Source organism: Rhodococcus sp. FH8, from assembly GCF_019266085.1.
Taxonomy (GTDB): domain Bacteria; phylum Actinomycetota; class Actinomycetes; order Mycobacteriales; family Mycobacteriaceae; genus Rhodococcus_F; species Rhodococcus_F qingshengii.
On sequence record NZ_LPNQ01000057.1, the window covers coordinates 529,977 to 547,397 of the forward strand.

A 17,421-nucleotide genomic window follows, 5' to 3' on the forward strand; every position below is an offset into this window, starting at 1 on the left:
GCTGTGCGCCTTTATTAACCGCCCGCGGTTAATAAAGGCGCACAGCACCGGGGATACTTCTCAGGTGACTGCAACACTGCGCATCAGCGGCCTCTCTGCTTCCCGGGGAGAACGCACCCTGTTCTCCGACCTCGACCTCACCGTTGCCCCCGGCGACGTCATCGGCCTCGTCGGCGCGAACGGCGCCGGCAAGTCGACGCTTCTCACCGCACTGGCCGGAATCGGAACTGCCGACGTCGAAGGTTCGATCATCCTCAGCCCGCCGGATGCTGCGGTCGGTTACCTCGCGCAGGAACCCGATCGCATCGAGGGTGAGACCGTCCTCGAGTTCCTCGGCCGCCGCACCGGCGTCGCCCACGCCGAGGAAGTCATGAACGCCGCAGCCGAAACCCTGGCCGAAGCCGAAGAGGATCTGTACTCCCCGGCTCTCGAACGCTGGCTCGCTCTCGGCGGCGCCGACCTGCTCGAGCGCGCCGAGAAGGTGGTCGAAGAACTCGGTCTCGGAGTTCCACTCGATGCTCACATGACGGCATTGTCCGGCGGTCAGGCCGCGCGCGCCGGCCTCGCGTCACTGTTGCTTTCGCGCTACGACATTCTCTTGTTGGACGAGCCCACCAACGATCTCGACCTACGCGGTCTCGAGCAGTTGGAGCGATTTGTCGCCGAGACGCGCGCAGCACTGGTTGTCGTGAGCCATGATCGCGAGTTCCTCTCGCGCACCGTCACCGGAATCGTGGAACTCGATCTGGCACAACAGGACATCGCCGTGTACGACGGCGGCTACGAGTCGTACCTCGCCGAACGCGAGATCGCCCGCCAGCACGCACGCGAGGCGTTCGAGGAATATGCAGGCACCCGCTCCGATCTCGAAGATCGCGCACAGATGCAGCGCAACTGGATGGAACACGGCGTCCGCAACGCGCGTCGTAAAGCCAAGGACAACGACAAGATCGGACGCGGATTGCGGACCGAGTCGACGGAGAAGCAAGCCGCGAAGGCCCGCCAGACTCAACGCCGCATCGAGCGACTCGAAGTGGTCGAGGAACCGCGCAAGGAGTGGGAACTTCGTATGGAGATCGCGGCGGCGCCGCGGTCCGGATCCGTTGTCGCGACCACGAACGGCGCCAAGGTAACTCGCGGTCAGTTCACCTTCGGTCCGGTCACGACGCAGATCGACTGGGGCGATCGAATTCTCGTCACGGGCGCGAACGGGGCAGGCAAGACCACCCTCCTCAACGTCCTGCTCGGCAAACTCGTCCCGGACGAGGGCATCGCGTCGCTGGGTTCCGGTGTCGCGATCGGTGAGATCGATCAGGCGCGTGGATTGTTCGAAGGTGATCAACCAGTCGTGGAGGCCTTCGGTGCGCAGGTTCCGGACTGGCCCGATGCCGATGTCCGCACTCTCCTCGCCAAGTTCGGCCTGCGCGGACACCACGTACTCAGATCTGCCGCTTCCCTGTCCCCCGGCGAGAGAACAAGGGCTGCACTTGCTTTGCTCCAGGCTCGCGGCGTGAACCTACTGGTACTGGACGAGCCGACGAACCATCTCGACCTTCCGGCGATCGAACAGCTCGAGCAGGCAATGGAGTCGTTCGAGGGAACCCTCCTTCTGGTCACTCACGATCGACGCATGCTGCAGTCCACCCGAAGCACGCGCCGGTGGAGAATGGAGAACGGACAGCTCTTCGAGGAGTAGCCGATCGACTCTGCTTGCGCAAACAACCCGCGTGTGCAACTATTTATCAGGCGCACGCAATAGTTGCATGCGCGGCATAGTTGGCCCGCGGATGACATGATCCCCCGTCGAGCTGCCACATCCCAGTCCCGAAAGGCACTCTTCAATGTTGTCGATCCCCGACCGCACACTGACTCACGGAACCACCGGCGAGCCGATCACCATCCCGCAACTCGGGTACGGCGTTTTCCAGGTACCGGACGCACAGACCGAAGAGGTCACTGCCGCAGCTCTCGAGATCGGCTACCGCCACATCGACACGGCCGCGATCTACGGAAATGAAGCCGGGGTCGGCCGCGCCATCGCAGGTTCGGATATCCCTAGGTCAGAGCTGTTCGTCACCACCAAGCTGTGGAATGACGATCAGGGCCACGACCGAACACTCGCCGCTTTCGACACCAGCCTCGACAAGCTCGGACTCGACTACGTCGACCTCTATCTGATTCACTGGCCCGCGCCGGCAAAGGGCCTGTTCGTCGAGACCTGGGCGGCATTCGAGCAAATTCTCGCCTCCGGCCGCACCCGGGCGATCGGTGTGTCCAACTTCCTGCCCGAGCACCTCGAACTGCTGGCCGAGCACAGCTCGATCACCCCGGCCGTCAACCAGATCGAATTGCACCCCAGACTGCAACAGCACGCGTCACGGGAGTACGCGCGAAGTCGCGGCATCGAAATCGAGGCTTGGAGCCCATTGGGACAAGGAACCATCCTCGACGACCCGGCCATCGGGAAAATTGCTGCAGCACAAGGCAAGAGCCCGGCACAGATAATTCTGCGCTGGCATCTCGAACAGGGTCACACCGTTCTGTCGAAGTCGGTCACGCCTGCACGCATGCGCGACAACGCCGCAATCTTCGACTTCGCACTCGATGCCGACGAGTCAGCGGCCATCGCAGCGCTGAACACCGACAGCCGTGTCGGGCCTGATCCAGTCGAATTGAACTGAATCGAAACGGCTTCAAGAATTTTCGCGGGGAGTCAACGTCAGCAGCACAGAATCGACGGACTGCTCGGCCAGGAGCGCGTCCAGCGGTAAGTGACGGAACAACGCTCGGTAATAGATCGGCGACGCCAGCGCGTCCAGGACGAAGTCCAGGTCGAAGTTGCTCCGTATGTCGCCGCGTAGGCGCGCCGATTCCAGCACTGCCGCAGTGGAATCGCGTCGAGGCTGAAAGAATGCCGACTGGAAATCCCGCGCCAATTCCGGGTCCGCCGCCAGATCCGCGACCAACGCGGGCAGGATCCGCCCGACTACCGTTTCGCTCAGCCCCACAACCAATGTCGTGATGCCGGCGACCAGGTCTGCCCTGAGATCGCCGGTGTCCGGCGTTGGATCAGTGCCGATGTGCGCCACGACGACGTCCACCACCAGATGCCGCTTCGACGGCCATCTCCGGTAGATGGCGGGTCGATGCACGCCCGCTCTCGTCGCCACCGAACCGATCGACAGCTCCGCATATCCGTTCTCCCCCAACAACTCCAGGGTTGCCGCCAGAACGGCGTCGTCGATCCGCTCGTCGCGGGCGCGCACCATCTACAGCACCGGCCGCGGCATGAGCACCAGACGCCAGCCGTCGGGATCTTCGAAAGTCATCCCCGCATTCTCCTCCCAGTACGGATTCTCGGCGCCAACGGGTTCGTGCCCTGCTTCCCCCAACCTCTGAACTACCTCGTACATCGCCGACTCGCCGGCGAAGTAGAGCACCAACAGGTTGTCCTGCGTCGGCGCCGGGCACGGGCTTCCGTCTTCGTGGGTCGTGAATTCGAGGTGATAGTTCGAATCCGGCAGACCCAGCATGATTCCGTCGTACCCGGCATGACCGGAGAACCGGTAGAGCTCTGGCAATCCCAGACAGTCGCGATAGAACGCAATCACATCGTCGAGCCTGTCGGTGGGTCGCGCTACGCGCACTTGCACTACTGCGAGGTCGTTCGGCCAAGTTGTCATTCCAAAACAGTACAGTACGTACCGTAATGTTTCGAGAAAATGGCTGCCAGCCTCCCGACGGCAGCTCGCTTCAACTACAAGCGATCATTCTCCGGAAACGCCGCCTTGGGCATGAACTTCGGCCTGGCGAACAGCACAGACAGTTTAGTGGGCTGCGACTCCACCGGGCGATCGGACCGGTACAGCAACGCCTGCTGCGGGGTACTCACCCATTCACTGGCGAAGATCTCACCGAGGCGCGAAACCGGCACGTGCGACCCGTCCTCGAGTCGAACGGTGACGTCCGCCCCGATGTCCGACTGGCCGTACACGACCCACCACGATTCGCCTTCCACATCCCCCGGAGTGTGCTGCCCGATACCGATGACTGCACCCTTCTCCATCGGATCGCGCCAGACCGCTTCGCACCCTTGCGGTCCCACGCAGTAGCTACCATCCTCGCACACCTGCACGACCAGGCCGGACTCTTCGAGCACCAACTGTTCGACCACTATGCCAAGCCCCTTCCGTTGCCCGAACCTTATCCGCCGGCACGCCCCAGAAGCGGAACAATCGCGGTTCGTGTTGACAAACTGTTGGGTTTTTACAACACTTTGATGCATGAGCCCAGTCCGGCGGGGAGACGCGCTCCCCATCTTCAATCGCATCGGAGTGCTTCGCGCCGAGCGGAAGATGAGCCGGGCACAGCTTGCGCAACTCGTCGACGTGAATCCGCAGACGGTGGGGGCACTCGAACGCGGTGACCACTACCCCAGCCTGGATCTTGCATTCCGAATCTGCTGGGTGTTCGACCTCCCGGTGGAGGCGGTGTTCTCCCGGACGGAGTTCGGGCCGCTGTCGACGGAGGTCTACCGGAATGCACCGTCGACGGAGGTCTACCGATCTGACCGCACTACCGAGGGGAGTGAAAAGCCAAGTGCCTGAATCAAATCTGATCGACCGCTACCAGGCCCACCGCACTCGGCGGTTCCTGCAGAACGAGGAGACGTTCCGACATTGGCTCCCGAATTGGCGAACCCGTCGACGTCGGCGCGTACTCGTCGTCGCCCTGGCGGTCCTGTTCACCACGATGGTTGCCGTCAGCACAGCATGCCTGTTCAATCCGCTCTTCGCCGTGGCATGGCCGGTCCTCACCCTGCTGTTCCTGCCGACGTGGTCCTCACTTCAAATCGTGTCGGGCCGGCAAGGGGATGCTCCGCGGCAGGCGTTGGACGAATGGGAGATCCAGCAACGCAACGACGCTCGCTCCGTCGGGCTCAGCGTGACCCAAACGTTGGTCTTCATTGTCGCCATTTTCCTCATTTTCACCTCGTCGGTGCAGTGGAATGTAGAGAGGCTGCCTTACACGGGAGGTTTATTGGCACTGACTGCAATGCTGATCGGCGCGTGCACGCCCGCGATGATTCTCTCGTGGACCAATCCAGACCCGGATCCGATTGATTCGGAAGAGTTCGATCTCTGACCCGTATTACCGAAGCGCACCACTCGACCGATGGGAAGGACCCATGTCAGCCACCCTCACGATCGACGGCATCTCGAAACGCTACGGCGACGTCGTCGCACTCGACAACCTGAGTTTCGAAGTGCGCCCAGGCGAGATCTTCGGATTCGTCGGCAGCAACGGCGCCGGCAAGACGACCACGATGCGCATTGCGCTGGGTGTGCTCGGAGCAGATTCGGGAGAAGTTCGCCTCGGCGGCAAAGCTGTCGACCTCGACGTGCGTCGCACTATCGGATACATGCCGGAGGAACGCGGCCTCTACCCCAAGATGAAGGTGGGCGCGCAACTTTCCTATCTGGCCGAGCTACATGGACTCTCGAAAGCCGATGCGCATGCGGCGACAGAGCGCTGGACCGAACGTCTGGGTATCGCCGAACGCGTCAAGGACACCGTCGACTCCCTGTCCCTCGGTAATCAGCAACGCGTGCAGCTCGCGGCCGCGCTGGTTCACGATCCAGCGGTACTCGTTCTGGACGAACCGTTTTCGGGCCTTGACCCCGTAGCGGTCGATGTCATGAGTGACGTGTTGGTCGAGAAGGCTCGCACCGGTGTTCCCGTAATCTTCTCCAGCCATCAGTTGGATCTGGTGGAGCGCCTGTGCGATCGCGTGGGCATCATCAGCCGCGGCAGCATGCGAGAGATCGGAACCGTCGACGAACTACGAGACAAGGGCGACGGCCGAATCGAAGTCTTCGCCCCTGACGCGCCGGTCGGTTGGGCACACCATCTGATCGGTGTCACCACACTGAGCCACCTCGACGGTCGAACGCTCCTGAGCGTCGACGGAACCGCCGACGATCAGCAGATCCTGCATGCAGCGTTGAAAACCGGACCGGTGCACGAGTTCACGCTACGACGTCCGTCACTGACCGATCTGTTCCGAGAGGTAGTAGCCGCATGAGCAACCAGTTGAGCGGAGGTCGAGCCATCGGGTTGGTCGCCCGACGCGAATTCATGACGCAGATCTCGAAGAAGAGTTTTGTGATCAGCAACGTCATCATTCTGGTCGCGATCGTCGGCGGCATCATCGCCTTCTCACTCTTCTCCGGCGGCGACGAGGACAAGTCGAAGATCGGCTTGGTCGGCAACCAATCACTCAGTGCCACGATGGTGTCCATCGGCGACACCCTCGGAAATCCGGTGACGGTGACGGAGGTTTCCGACGACGGAACCGCGCGTAACCAGGTCAAGGACGGCGACCTCGACGTGGCCGTGATCGCTGGATCGGGCGGCGGCGTCACTGTCGTGACCAAGAAGGAAGTGCCCACGAATCTGCGCGCTGTCATCGAGAGTTCCGTTGCACAACAGGCACAATCGAATGCGCTTTCCGCTGCGGGGATCGATCCGGCTCAGCTCGCCGAAGCCACGTCCACGGCAGTGGTCACCATCGATGCCATCGATCCCCCGGATCCCGAACAGGGCCAACGCATAGCGATGTCGATCGCTGCTGTGGTGCTCCTCTACATGCAGATCCTGCTGTTCGGAACGTACGTGGCGATGGGCGTCGTCGAGGAGAAGTCCAGTCGCGTGGTCGAGCTGCTGCTCTCCACTCTTCGTCCGCTGCAGTTGTTGTGGGGCAAGGTTCTCGGAATCGGTGCTGTCGGCCTGATGCAGATGGCTGCCTATGCCGTCGCGGGCGTCGCCACCGGACTGGCGACGGGCGTCCTGACCGTGACGGGCACCGCGATCGGCGTTCTGTTCGGCACTCTCGGGTGGTTCATTCTCGGCTTCCTCTTCTTCGCCGTGCTGTACGCCGCCGCCGGGTCCATGGTCTCGCGGCAGGAGGACGTCAACGCCACCGCGATGCCTCTCGCGCTGCTCGTCATGGCGATGGTCAGCGTGGCTTTCGTTTCGGTGAGCAATCCAGAAGGAACCCTGAGCAACGTGTTGAGTTGGATTCCGCCGTTCTCGGCAATCCTCATGCCCCTGCGTATTTCCGCCGGTGTTGCTTCTCCGTTCCAGATCGTGGGAACGATTCTGCTGATGCTGGTGGTGACCGCTGCGTTGTCGATGATCGCGGCAAAGATCTACCAGCGCTCCATCCTTCGTATCGGCAAGGTCGTGTCATGGAAAGAGGCGTTCGGACGCTGATTCTCCAGCGCACAACTGGCGCCACGCGATCCCGGCGGCACCCCGTCCAGGTAGGTTCATCCTGGACGGGGTGCTGCTTACTTGGAGGACGTTGTGCGAATCTCGGCCGAAGAACTACTCACTGCGGTACTCGATCCCGAGAGCTTCGTCTCTTGGGACTCCCCGCCCGTCGACGTCGGACCTGGCCCGAAATACGCAGAAGACCTGGCGAAGGCCCGCGAGAAGAGCGGAGTTGACGAGTCCGTCGTCACCGGTGTCGGTACCGTTCGGGGACGTCGGGTCGCGGTAATTGCCTGTGAATTCAGCTTTCTCGCCGGTTCCATCGGAGTCGCCGCGGCCGAGCGGATCGTGACCGCCGTCGAACGTGCTACGGCAGAACAACTCCCGCTGCTCGCCTCGCCCACCTCTGGCGGAACGCGGATGCAGGAGGGCACCGTCGCCTTCGTTCAGATGGTGAAGATCGCTGCGGCAGTGGCTGTTCACAAAGCGGCACACCTGCCCTACCTGGTATACCTGCGCAATCCCACCACCGGCGGGGTCTTTGCCTCATGGGGATCCCTCGGCCACATCACCGTCGCGGAGCCAGGCGCTCTGGTGGGTTTCCTCGGACCCCGTGTCTACGAATCCCTGTACGGCGAAAAGTTTCCCGACGGAATCCAAACGTCCGAGAATCTGTATCGCAACGGCGTGATCGACGGCGTCGTCCCCGTCGACCGGCTCCGCCTGCTGGTCAATCGAGCATTGTGCGTGCTCACCGATCCCCCGGCTCCGGCGGCCACGGAGCCGATTCCCTCACCCGAGATTCCCGATGTTCCGGCCTGGCAGTCGGTGATGCTCTCGCGCCGGGCCGATCGACCAGGCATTCGGCAGTTGCTCCGCCATGCAGCGACCGAACAGGTACCGCTCAGCGGCACCGGGCAGGGTGAAACCGACAAGACGATCTTGCTCTCGCTCGCCCGCTTCCGAGGCTTTCCGTGCATCCTGCTCGGCCAGGACCGCAGTGGCCAATCCGCGCTCACCACGATGGGACCGGCCGCGCTCAGGGAAGCACGACGTGGCATGAAACTTGCCGAAGAACTACAACTCCCGCTTGTCCTCGTGATCGACACTTTGGGCGCGTCGCTGTCCAAAGAAGCTGAAGAACGTGGACTGGCCCCTGAGATCGCCCGTTGCATCGCCGACCTCGTGACGCTGAAGACCCCGACAGTGTCGGTGTTGCTCGGTCAGGGAACAGGCGGCGGGGCGCTCGCGCTGCTGCCCGCCGATCGGGTACTCGCGGCACAGAACGGGTGGCTCGCTCCCCTGCCGCCGGAAGGCGCAAGCGCGATCGTCCATCGCGACATCAGTCACGCACCGGAGATGGCGGCAGCGCAGGGCATTCGTTCGTTGGATCTGCTTCGAGACGGCGTGATCGACGCGATCATTCCCGAAACGCCTGACGCGGCCGACGAACCCGTGGAATTCTCCAAGAGGGTAGGGGCTGCGATAGCGCACGAACTCTTCGTGCTTGCCGAAGAGTCGGACACCGATCGCCAGGCCTCCCGTATCGCGCGCTATCGAAACCTGGGAGTTCCGCAATGACGACGAAGGACCGGAATGCGCTGACGCTGCCGCACAGTTACGACCGCGCGGCACTCGCTCGTTTCGAATTGTTCCTGTTCGCCGGCGTCGCCACCGTGCTGATCACCCGCGCTTATCTGGCGGCAACGGGCTATCCCCAGATCGGGGGCGGCGCCCTCCACATCGCACACGTTCTCTGGGGCGGGTTGCTGATGGCCGTCGCCATCGTGGCGACCGCCATCACCGAAGGCTCTCGCACGCGTGACCTGGCCACGCTCGTCGGCGGAATCGGGTTCGGTCTCTTCATCGACGAGGTCGGAAAATTCGTCACCGCCGACGTCGATTACTTCTACCAGCCTGCCATCGCGATCATGTACGTCGTCTTCGTTCTCTTCTATCTTGCCGCGCGCGAGGTGGTGATTCGGCGCGGAATGAATGATCGTCATCGGCTCGCCATCGGGGCGCGAGCGCTCTCGGACCTCGCTCTCGGTCAGCTAGACGAGATCCAGTACAACCACGCCCTCCGCGTACTCGACGGCGTCGAAGACCGCAGCCTCACCGACCTCGTCGATTCGATCAAGGCCGGCCTGCATTCACGGACTCCGCCGACCGGCGGTATCGAATCGAAGATCACTCGTGGCCGCAATGCGTTCTTCCACCGTGCCGAGGAAGTGCTCCGGCACCGGGTCGTCCGCCGACTGGTACTGACCCTGTTCGTGCTGCAGGCTCTTCTGGCGATTGTCCAGGTGATCTACGCATTGGTGTCCGAGAACGTCGTCGAGGCCGACGACGTCTCCGACCTGGTGGTACAGATCTCCACCGTCGCAACCGGAGTTCTTGTGGTTCTGGGAGTGTGGTTCCTCTTCCGAGGTCCGTACCTGCGAGCCTTGAGGCTCCTGCGTGCATCCCTCATCGTGAGCCTTCTGGTGACGCAGGTTTATCTGTTCACACAGGACCAGTTCGGCGCGCTTTTCGGATTCGCGGTGTCACTGTTCATGCTCGCGACTCTTCGCATCGCGATTCGAAGCGAAGAGGCCGCCGCGGCTCTACCGCAGTAATCCCCTACCGCAGCGATTCTCTACCGCACTGAGATCGCCGGCCGACTCGGTAGATCGCGGATTCCGCGGAGGGGGCTGAAGAGCAAGACCAATCCGCACGGCGCGATCAGGCAGGCCATGATCCACATCGTCCCGCGCGGTCCCACTGCGTCGCCGAGGTAGCCTGCCGTCAGAGCACCGAGCGGAATGCTGCTGTGCAGCAGGAACATACTCGTTGCCACCACTCGTCCGAGGCGGTCCGGCGGACAGTAACTTTGACGGAAACTGCCGAGCACCACGTTGCACGACACGACGCCCGCAACCATCACCATGCCGCCGATGCAGAACCAGAACAGGCCGGCACCGTACGTCGTCAGAGGTGCTAACAGGATGAACGGTCCCGTCACCAACTGACAGATGAGAACGCTTCGGGCAGTGCCGAATCTGCGGCCGAGCGGGCGCGCGATCATCGATCCGACAATTCCGCCCACCCCGGCAATCGCCAGGAGAAGCCCGAGTCCGAACTCCCCCACGCCAACCGTCTTTTCCAGGAACACGATCTGGATCGTGGAGTACCCGGTGAGACCGAAATTGAGCAGAGTGCCGTAGACGACGATCGACCGCAGATACGGATCACCGGCGACGAATCGCAGTCCGAGCGCAATCTGCCGTCGCAACGGTTCTCGCTGATTCTGTCCGCGATGGACGGTCTCCTGCACACGAATCAGCCAGATGCATACGAAGCAGAAGGCGAACGTGAACGCGTCGACAACCAGACCGGCCGCGAGCCCGACAGTTGCAACCACCAGCCCACCGACGCTTGGGCCGATCACCCGAGTTGCGGCCTCAGCGCCCTGAATCTTCGAGTTCCCTTCGACAAGATCCGCTTCGGCGAGCACCGTGGGGAGATACGAGTGATAGGCCGCCTGGAAGAAGACGGTGGCTGTACCGGTGAGCAGCGCGACCAGGAGCAGGTGGCCGTATGTCATCGCCTCCAGGAAGCCGGCGATCGCGAGGCTCGCGAAGAACAGCGCGCACGCAGCGTTCGCGATCATCATGATCGGGCGCCGAGGCAGCCGGTCGATCCAGGCACCGGCTGGTAGTCCGACGATCAACCACGGCAACCACACTGCTGATGCCAGCACACCGATCTGGAAGCTACTGGCGTCCAGTTCGCGAAGCGCGATCAGCGGCAGTACGACGGTCGTGACACCGTTTCCGATACCGCTGACTGCGTCGCCGGTCCACAGAAGTCGGAAGTCACGCAGAGCGAGGACTCCCCAGAAGCCTGCGCGTTGCGCTGCACCTGTCACATCGATCCCCCCTTTCAGTCCCTGGCCTATCCCACCCCTGCGCGCCACTGGCCGACGGGACAGGCCCGCCCGGCGCAAAGGGACGGTACCCGCACCGCTACTGAGGCGCACCGCACTGACGGTGACCTAAGGTGTTTCAGGTCACCGGTAAGCGAAGTTCACGAGAGGACACACGTCGATGAGCTCTTCCGAGCAGGCGTCCCACACCACGTATGCCGACGCATATCGCGAGAGCATGGATCAGCCGGAGAGGTTCTGGCTCGACGCTGCGCGGGCCGTCGACTGGGATGTCGCCCCCACGAAGGCTCTCGACGATTCTGCCGCGCCGATCTATCGCTGGTTCCCGGATGCTTCGCTCAACACCAGCTTCAATGCCCTCGATCGGCACGTCCGCGACGGCCGCGGCGATCAGACGGCGTTGATCTTCGACTCCGCGATGGTCCCCACCAAGGCCACTTACACCTACGCCGAATTGCTCGAGCAGGTCTCACTCTTCGCCGGCGTCTTGAAAGATCAGGGTGTGGTGGCGGGCGACCGCGTGATCATCTACATGCCGATGATCCCCGAAGCTGCGATCGCGATGCTCGCGTGTGCGCGAATCGGCGCGGTGCATTCGGTGGTGTTCGGCGGCTTTGCGGCCAAGGAGCTCGCAACCCGTATCGACGACGCCGGTCCAGTGGTGCTCGTGACGGCGTCCGGCGGCCTCGAACCCGGACGAACAATCGAGTACCTGCCGATGGTCGAGAAGGCTCTGCAACTGTCCGCCACTCCCGCGCACACCGTGATCGTGAAGAATCGCGAGCAGATTCCCGGTGCAGCCTGCGACTACAAGTCAAGTGCCGCAGCCTGGTTCGACTGGGACGAGCTGATCGCCGACGCCACCCCGGCCGACCCGGTGTCGGTCGCCGCGACGGATCCGCTCTACATCCTCTACACCTCGGGAACGACCGGTAAGCCCAAGGGCGTCGTCCGGGACAACGGTGGCCATGCCGTTGCGCTGACGTGGACCATGAAGAATCTGTACGACATCAGCCCAGGACAGGTGTGGTGGACCGCCTCCGACGTCGGCTGGGTGGTCGGCCACTCCTACATCGTCTACGGACCGTTGCTCGCCGGAGCTACGACGGTCATGTACGAAGGCAAGCCCGTCGGCACCCCCGACGCCGGTGCGTTCTGGCGCATCATTTCCGAATACAACGTGTCGGCACTCTTCACCGCTCCGACAGCGATCCGCGCGGTCCGCAAGGCCGACCCGGACGCAAAAGAGCTTGCCAAGTACGACATCTCGTCGCTCGACACACTGTTCGCGGCCGGCGAGCGCTTGGATCCCGACACCTACGAGTGGGCTACTCGGATTCTCGATCGCCCGGTGGTCGATCACTGGTGGCAGACAGAAACCGGTTGGGCCATCTGCGCGAATCTGCGCGGCCTCGAACCCATGGAGATCAAAGCGGGCTCACCCACCGTCGCCTGCCCCGGATACCGCGTCGAAATCGTCGACGGCAAGGGCGAACTCGTGGGTCCGGGCACCGAGGGCAACATCGTGATCGGCCTGCCGCTTCCTCCCGGAACACTCGCCGGACTGTGGCGTGACGAGGACCGGTACGTGAAGTCCTACCTGTCGACTTTCGAAGGCTATTACCTCACCGGCGACTCCGGGTACATCGACGAGGACAACTACGTCTTCGTGCTCGGACGAAGTGACGACGTGATCAACGTTGCCGGACATCGCCTTTCGACCGGAAGCATGGAGGCCGTCGTCGCCGGCCACCCGGCTGTCGCCGAATGCGCGGTCATCGGCATTCACGACGAACTCAAGGGGCAACGGCCGAGCGGTTATGTCGTGCTCAAGTCCGGCGTCGACATCGATCCCGAAACACTCCGACAGGAACTGGTCGCGCGGGTGCGAGACCAGATCGGTGCCGTCGCCACGTTCCGGGACGTCACCGTCGTCGCCGCACTACCGAAGACTCGTTCCGGCAAGATCCTCCGCAAGACCATGCGGCAGATCGCCGACAACGAGGAGTACACGGTCCCGTCGACCATCGAGGACGCGAGCGTACTGGACGAGTTGTCCAAACTCCTTCGCGGATAAGGATTCAGAGAATTCCCCTGCCTGGCTCGCACCGAACGTAGCAGTATGAACACGTTCCAGTTTTCAACGATTCAGACGGGCAGGGGAAGTTCGATGGGCAATTTGGACGGTCAGGTCGCATTCATCACCGGAGCGGCGCGTGGTCAAGGGCGCGCGCATGCCGTCAAGCTCGCGTCCGAGGGCGCGGACATCATCGCGGTGGATCTCTGCGCGCCGGTCGCAACGGCGGGGTACGACATGGCCACCGAAGCCGACCTCGCCCAGACCGTCGCCCTGGTCGAAGCTCAGGGCCGGCGCATCGTCGCGTCCGTCGCGGACACTCGCGACCTTGATGCCCTGAAATCAGCGGTCGACGCCGGAGTCGAGAAACTCGGCCGACTGGACATCGTGATCGCCAACGCGGGAATCGCGGCGTCGGCGAAATTGTCCTGGGACCTGAGCGCCGAAGAGTTCCGCGAGCTGATGGACATCAACGTCACCGGCGTCTGGTTGACGACCAAGGTGTCGATTCCGCACATCATGAACGGCAATCGAGGTGGATCCATTGTGTTGATCAGCTCGATGGCCGGGCTTCGAGGCGTGCCGGGGATTGCCCATTACTCCGCGTCCAAGCACGCCGTTCGGGGGTTGGCGAAGTCTCTGGCCAACGAACTCGGCTGGGCAGACATCCGAGTCAACTCCGTACACCCGGGCAATGTGCGTACGACGATGATCGACAACGAACCGATGGTTCGTGCGTTCCGTCCAGACTTGGAGAATCCTGTCCTCGCCGATACCGCTCCGATCATGTCGAAGCTGAATCTGCTGCCCCACCCGTGGGTCGACCCCGAAGTGATTGCGGATGCGGTGTTCTATCTGGTGGGGCCGGCCGGGCGCGGGATCACCGGCATCGCGTTGCCGATCGATCTCGGCACCTCGGAAAAATTCGCCGGCGGCTGAAGGCCCGAACTGATGCAGAATTGCCTCTGCCGGATGGGTCTCGAGCACCATCCGGCAGAGGCAATTCCGGCTTGATCAAGCCTTCGTAGCAACAGAACAAGTAGTCGACAACCTCATAGGCGCTCCTCGTCTGGCGTGGGAAAAACCGTTGTGGGATGCGCAACAAACCCAAGACCCAGCGTAGAAGCATTTGGCCGCAAACGCGCGTCATTCGGCACTATTTTTTTGGATTCGGGCATACTGGACAACGCTCCCACCACGTATTATGGACCCGAGTTCACACTTACAGGGGGCAGGCACAGTGACGGTCAAATACGCCGTAATGGACCCGATTCACGGAAAAGTCGAGATCTCGTTCGATGTCGACACGGGGGTCGTCGACGTCCGAAACGGCAACTCACACGCTCTGTTGACGCGTCGAGTCGATGCCCCGCGCCGTGAAGGCACACCCATCGGAACGCGCGCCGCCGCAGACTTGTTCTTCACTGTCGGTGGCGACGAAGTCGAACTCACTGTCGGCAAAGGGTTTCTGTCCCGTCGCTCGTACTCTGTCTCGGCACTCGTCGACGGCGTGAGTTTGAACTTCGCCCCAGTCGACGACGCGAACAGTGCATTCACCCGCGACGGATTGCGGATCGGGCACTTCTCCAAGAACGAGGAATCCGATCCCAGACAGACCGACGCAGTCTGGTCGAGCACGCCGAGCACCGACGAACTTGTCATCGGTTACGCCCTGGCCGAAGCCTTCGATTGCGGAGCACTCAACGGGGCTTTTGCGTTGATCGAATCACTGGTGCTCGGCGGCGGATAGAGACCACTCAAAGCAGGTGGATTATTAGCAGAACAACGGCAATAGCTGGGAAAAGCATCTGTACGACGGCTGCGCGGGCTTTGTCGGGAGACGAGAGAATCAGCACCAATCCCGCGGCAACCATCGATCCTGTGCCTGCCAGTACGAGGGCAATTCCGACCGACGCGGAGCCGGTCGCCGCAATCACGATGCCGACCGCCGACACGATCGCCAAGAAAAGGTTGTAAAAGCCCTGGTTGAAGGCGAGCGGCTGCGTGGTGATCGCCTCTTCCTCGGACTTCACGCCGAACGTGGCGCGGGTCTTCGGGGCCGTCCAGAGAATCGATTCGAGGACAAAAATGTACACGTGCACTGCTGCGGCCAGTCCCGCGAAGATGTAGCCGGCGACGTTCATCGGTGAGCTCCTGTTGCTTCGAGTGAATTCTGTATCGTTCGGTCCAATATATACTGGACCGAACGATACAGAAAGAGCGAGGCTTTGATGGGCAGATCACAAGAATTCGACACAACAGCCGTGGTCGCTGCCGCTTTGGACGTTTTCTGGGCACGCGGATACGAAGGTGCCTCACTCGGCGACCTCGAATCCGCGACGGGGCTGAGTCGGTCAAGTCTCTACAACTCGTTCACCAACAAGCGCGGATTGTTCGACGCCGCCGTGCAGATGTACCTCGACCATGTCATCCGGCCACGTCTGCGCAGCCTCACGACAAATCCCGGGGCAGACGCAGTCGACGACTACCTTTCCTCGCTTGCGCAAGCGATCGGCACCATGACCGCCGACTCGCCTCGGCGCGGTTGCCTACTTCTCAATACGGCTGCCGGACTCGGCGCGCACGACGATGCGGCGGCCGCAGTGATCCGCGCGTACCGCCGAGAACTCGCCGACGCGATCAACAGTGGATTACACGCCGCGTTTCCAACCGAGACAGACGCCACGCTCTCAGATCGCACTCGAATCCTTCTCTCCTGCACGGTAAGTGCATTGGTACTCGCACGAGTTGACACCGAAGAGGCCATCGCAACTCTCGAATCTGCGCGCCGACTGAACGCAGAGTGGCAGGGATAATGACCGGAGAGCTCACGCCATTGCCCGCCATCAGGCGGGTAGGCGATGATGCTTCACGTGCCCAAGTTGACCACGCCCGCTATCGCCGCTGGATATCTCCGGGGAATGGACCAACCTTCGATCCACGTCGGGACTTTCGCGATTCTCCGACCCTGGACCCGCGACGACGCACCGGCCGTCATGGAAGCCTTTCGCGATCCGTCGATTCAGCGTTGGCACATCCGCCGCGCCGACTCGATCGACGAAGCACGGGGTTGGCTCACCCAGTGGAGAGACGGGTGGGCAAGCGAATCCGAATGCCATTGGGCGATCGCCGCTCCCGAGACAAATGAACTCCTCGGCCGAATCGCAGCAAAGGGGGTGAATTTGTGGGACGGCACTGCCGAGCTCGCGTATTGGGTGACCCCAGCGGCGCGCGGCCGCGGACTGTGCACCCAGGCTGTAACCGCACTGTCCGAGTGGGCATTCCGCGAAGCAGGGTTTCATCGATTGGAACTCGAGCACTCGATCCACAACCCACGATCGTGCCGAGTCGCCACCAAAGCAGGGTTCAGCGAAGAAGGTGTTCGACGAAGCTCCGCCAGGCACGCCGACGGCTGGCACGACATGCATGTCCACGCCCGACTACGTAGCGATCAGCCTTCGGCACCGACCCGCGCCGCGAGGGCAAGCGTCTGATCCACCAATTCCGCAACTCGCTGCGGCACGACCGGTTCGAGGTCGAACAGAATTCGGTAGATGATCGGCGCCACCACGTGGTCCACTACCGAATCACCATCCACGTCAGCAGCTTCCGGCCAACGAGCTAGTATCACGTCGATCTGTGTCCGACAGAAAAAGGCGCACTTGAACTTCTTCGTACCATCCGGCGCATGCGTCTGATCGTCGCTCATCAACACGTCACGCAACGAAGCACGACCGACAGGCGCAGACATCTCCTCGAGGTACTCCTGCGCCCAAACCGTCAGATCCCCTCGGAGCGAGCCCGTTTCACGCGGGTCGGCGTCCGGGCGCAATCTCTCGATCGAGACGTCGGCAAAGACTTCGTTGATGTCACCCCACCGCCGATAGATGGTCGACGGGGTCACTCCCGCATCGGTCGCGATCATCGGCACCGTGATCTCGGCTCGATCACGCTGTTCCAACAACTTGCGCGCCGACGCATGCACGGCCTGTTGGATGCGCGCACTACGGCCACCGGGGCGCGGACCTGCGGACGGACTCATAAATCCAATACTAACGCAAAGATGTTGCATTAGGCTACGGCCAGGCGTAGCGTCCCAAACGCAAAGTATTTGCGTTTGAAGTCTTCACCACCCGCACGG

19 protein-coding genes are annotated in these 17,421 nt (G+C 62.4%); 13 read left to right on the forward strand and 6 right to left on the reverse strand.

The genetic code is table 11. The features are described 5' to 3' along the window. The first annotated feature begins 64 nt into the window (after positions 1-64). Positions 65-1,696, forward strand: a complete 1,632-nt coding sequence (locus ATN38_RS05160; protein ID WP_030535395.1) for an ABC-F family ATP-binding cassette domain-containing protein — start codon at positions 65-67, stop codon at positions 1,694-1,696. A gap of 145 nt (positions 1,697-1,841) precedes the next feature. Next, the gene (locus ATN38_RS05165; protein ID WP_064073993.1) at positions 1,842-2,681 is read left to right on the forward strand and encodes an aldo/keto reductase; all 840 of its coding nucleotides are present in this window, start codon (positions 1,842-1,844) and stop codon (positions 2,679-2,681) included. 12 nt (positions 2,682-2,693) lie between these two features. Here ATN38_RS05165 and ATN38_RS05170 read toward each other — a convergent pair whose 3' ends face one another. From ATN38_RS05170 to ATN38_RS05180, 3 genes are all read right to left on the reverse strand, one after another. Then, a complete protein-coding gene (locus tag ATN38_RS05170; protein WP_218747682.1) occupies positions 2,694-3,269 on the reverse strand; it encodes a TetR/AcrR family transcriptional regulator in 576 nt (191 codons plus the stop codon). Further along, positions 3,270-3,683, reverse strand: coding sequence for a VOC family protein (locus ATN38_RS05175; protein ID WP_021332241.1), 414 nt, complete (start codon positions 3,681-3,683; stop codon positions 3,270-3,272). Positions 3,684-3,757: 74 nt separating this feature from the next. Continuing rightward, on the reverse strand, positions 3,758-4,174 hold the full coding sequence (locus ATN38_RS05180) for a hypothetical protein (protein ID WP_308255848.1): 417 nt from the start codon (positions 4,172-4,174) through the stop codon (positions 3,758-3,760). A gap of 109 nt (positions 4,175-4,283) precedes the next feature. Here ATN38_RS05180 and ATN38_RS05185 point away from each other — a divergent pair, with 109 nt between their 5' ends. The 6 genes from ATN38_RS05185 (at position 4,284) to ATN38_RS05210 (ending at position 9,893) form a co-directional block, all read left to right on the forward strand. Continuing rightward, complete coding sequence (locus ATN38_RS05185) at positions 4,284-4,607, forward strand: helix-turn-helix transcriptional regulator (RefSeq protein ID WP_003940147.1); 324 nt, start codon at positions 4,284-4,286, stop codon at positions 4,605-4,607. Then, positions 4,600-5,145 carry a hypothetical protein gene (locus ATN38_RS05190; protein WP_003939943.1) on the forward strand — a complete coding sequence of 182 codons (546 nt, stop codon included), beginning with the start codon at positions 4,600-4,602 and terminating at the stop codon, positions 5,143-5,145. The genes ATN38_RS05185 and ATN38_RS05190 overlap by 8 nt, the downstream gene beginning before the upstream one ends. A 43-nt stretch (positions 5,146-5,188) precedes the next feature. After that, positions 5,189-6,085: an ABC transporter ATP-binding protein gene (locus tag ATN38_RS05195; RefSeq protein WP_218747683.1), complete on the forward strand. Its 897-nt coding sequence runs from the start codon at positions 5,189-5,191 to the stop codon at positions 6,083-6,085. Next, complete coding sequence (locus ATN38_RS05200) at positions 6,082-7,275, forward strand: ABC transporter permease (RefSeq protein ID WP_019744870.1); 1,194 nt, start codon at positions 6,082-6,084, stop codon at positions 7,273-7,275. Before ATN38_RS05195 ends, ATN38_RS05200 begins: the two co-directional genes overlap by 4 nt. Before the next feature lie 93 nt (positions 7,276-7,368). Continuing rightward, positions 7,369-8,856 carry a carboxyl transferase domain-containing protein gene (locus ATN38_RS05205; protein WP_081558277.1) on the forward strand — a complete coding sequence of 496 codons (1,488 nt, stop codon included), beginning with the start codon at positions 7,369-7,371 and terminating at the stop codon, positions 8,854-8,856. Beyond that, the gene (locus tag ATN38_RS05210) at positions 8,853-9,893 is read left to right on the forward strand and encodes a hypothetical protein (protein WP_081558278.1); all 1,041 of its coding nucleotides are present in this window, start codon (positions 8,853-8,855) and stop codon (positions 9,891-9,893) included. Before ATN38_RS05205 ends, ATN38_RS05210 begins: the two co-directional genes overlap by 4 nt. A 20-nt stretch (positions 9,894-9,913) precedes the next feature. On the opposite strand, the gene ATN38_RS05215 is transcribed toward ATN38_RS05210, so the two are convergent. Then, positions 9,914-11,185, reverse strand: a complete 1,272-nt coding sequence (locus ATN38_RS05215; protein WP_064443860.1) for an MFS transporter — start codon at positions 11,183-11,185, stop codon at positions 9,914-9,916. Positions 11,186-11,363: 178 nt separating this feature from the next. Between ATN38_RS05215 and ATN38_RS05220 the strand changes: the two genes are divergently transcribed. The 3 genes from ATN38_RS05220 to ATN38_RS05230 all read left to right on the forward strand — a co-directional run bounded on the left by ATN38_RS05220 (position 11,364) and on the right by ATN38_RS05230 (position 15,030). Further along, a complete protein-coding gene (locus ATN38_RS05220) occupies positions 11,364-13,280 on the forward strand; it encodes a propionyl-CoA synthetase (protein ID WP_218747685.1) in 1,917 nt (638 codons plus the stop codon). A 93-nt stretch (positions 13,281-13,373) separates the two neighbouring features. Continuing rightward, complete coding sequence (locus tag ATN38_RS05225; RefSeq protein WP_020970454.1) at positions 13,374-14,219, forward strand: mycofactocin-coupled SDR family oxidoreductase; 846 nt, start codon at positions 13,374-13,376, stop codon at positions 14,217-14,219. A 301-nt stretch (positions 14,220-14,520) separates the two neighbouring features. Continuing rightward, on the forward strand, positions 14,521-15,030 hold the full coding sequence (locus tag ATN38_RS05230; RefSeq protein WP_223304422.1) for a hypothetical protein: 510 nt from the start codon (positions 14,521-14,523) through the stop codon (positions 15,028-15,030). A 7-nt stretch (positions 15,031-15,037) separates the two neighbouring features. On the opposite strand, the gene ATN38_RS05235 is transcribed toward ATN38_RS05230, so the two are convergent. Further along, positions 15,038-15,424 carry a DUF1304 domain-containing protein gene (locus ATN38_RS05235; protein WP_218747687.1) on the reverse strand — a complete coding sequence of 129 codons (387 nt, stop codon included), beginning with the start codon at positions 15,422-15,424 and terminating at the stop codon, positions 15,038-15,040. An 87-nt stretch (positions 15,425-15,511) separates the two neighbouring features. Here ATN38_RS05235 and ATN38_RS05240 point away from each other — a divergent pair, with 87 nt between their 5' ends. Together ATN38_RS05240 and ATN38_RS05245 are read left to right on the forward strand one after the other, a co-directional pair. Further along, entirely contained in the window at positions 15,512-16,096 is a 585-nt protein-coding gene (locus ATN38_RS05240; protein WP_030535389.1) for a TetR/AcrR family transcriptional regulator, read from the forward strand. 57 nt (positions 16,097-16,153) lie between these two features. Next, the gene (locus ATN38_RS05245) at positions 16,154-16,774 is read left to right on the forward strand and encodes a GNAT family N-acetyltransferase (protein WP_308255852.1); all 621 of its coding nucleotides are present in this window, start codon (positions 16,154-16,156) and stop codon (positions 16,772-16,774) included. Here the strand turns inward: ATN38_RS05245 and ATN38_RS05250 are convergent. Next, entirely contained in the window at positions 16,732-17,322 is a 591-nt protein-coding gene (locus ATN38_RS05250; RefSeq protein ID WP_081558280.1) for a TetR/AcrR family transcriptional regulator, read from the reverse strand. The two genes, ATN38_RS05245 and ATN38_RS05250, sit on opposite strands and share 43 nt — an antisense overlap. Positions 17,323-17,421 lie beyond the last annotated feature (99 nt).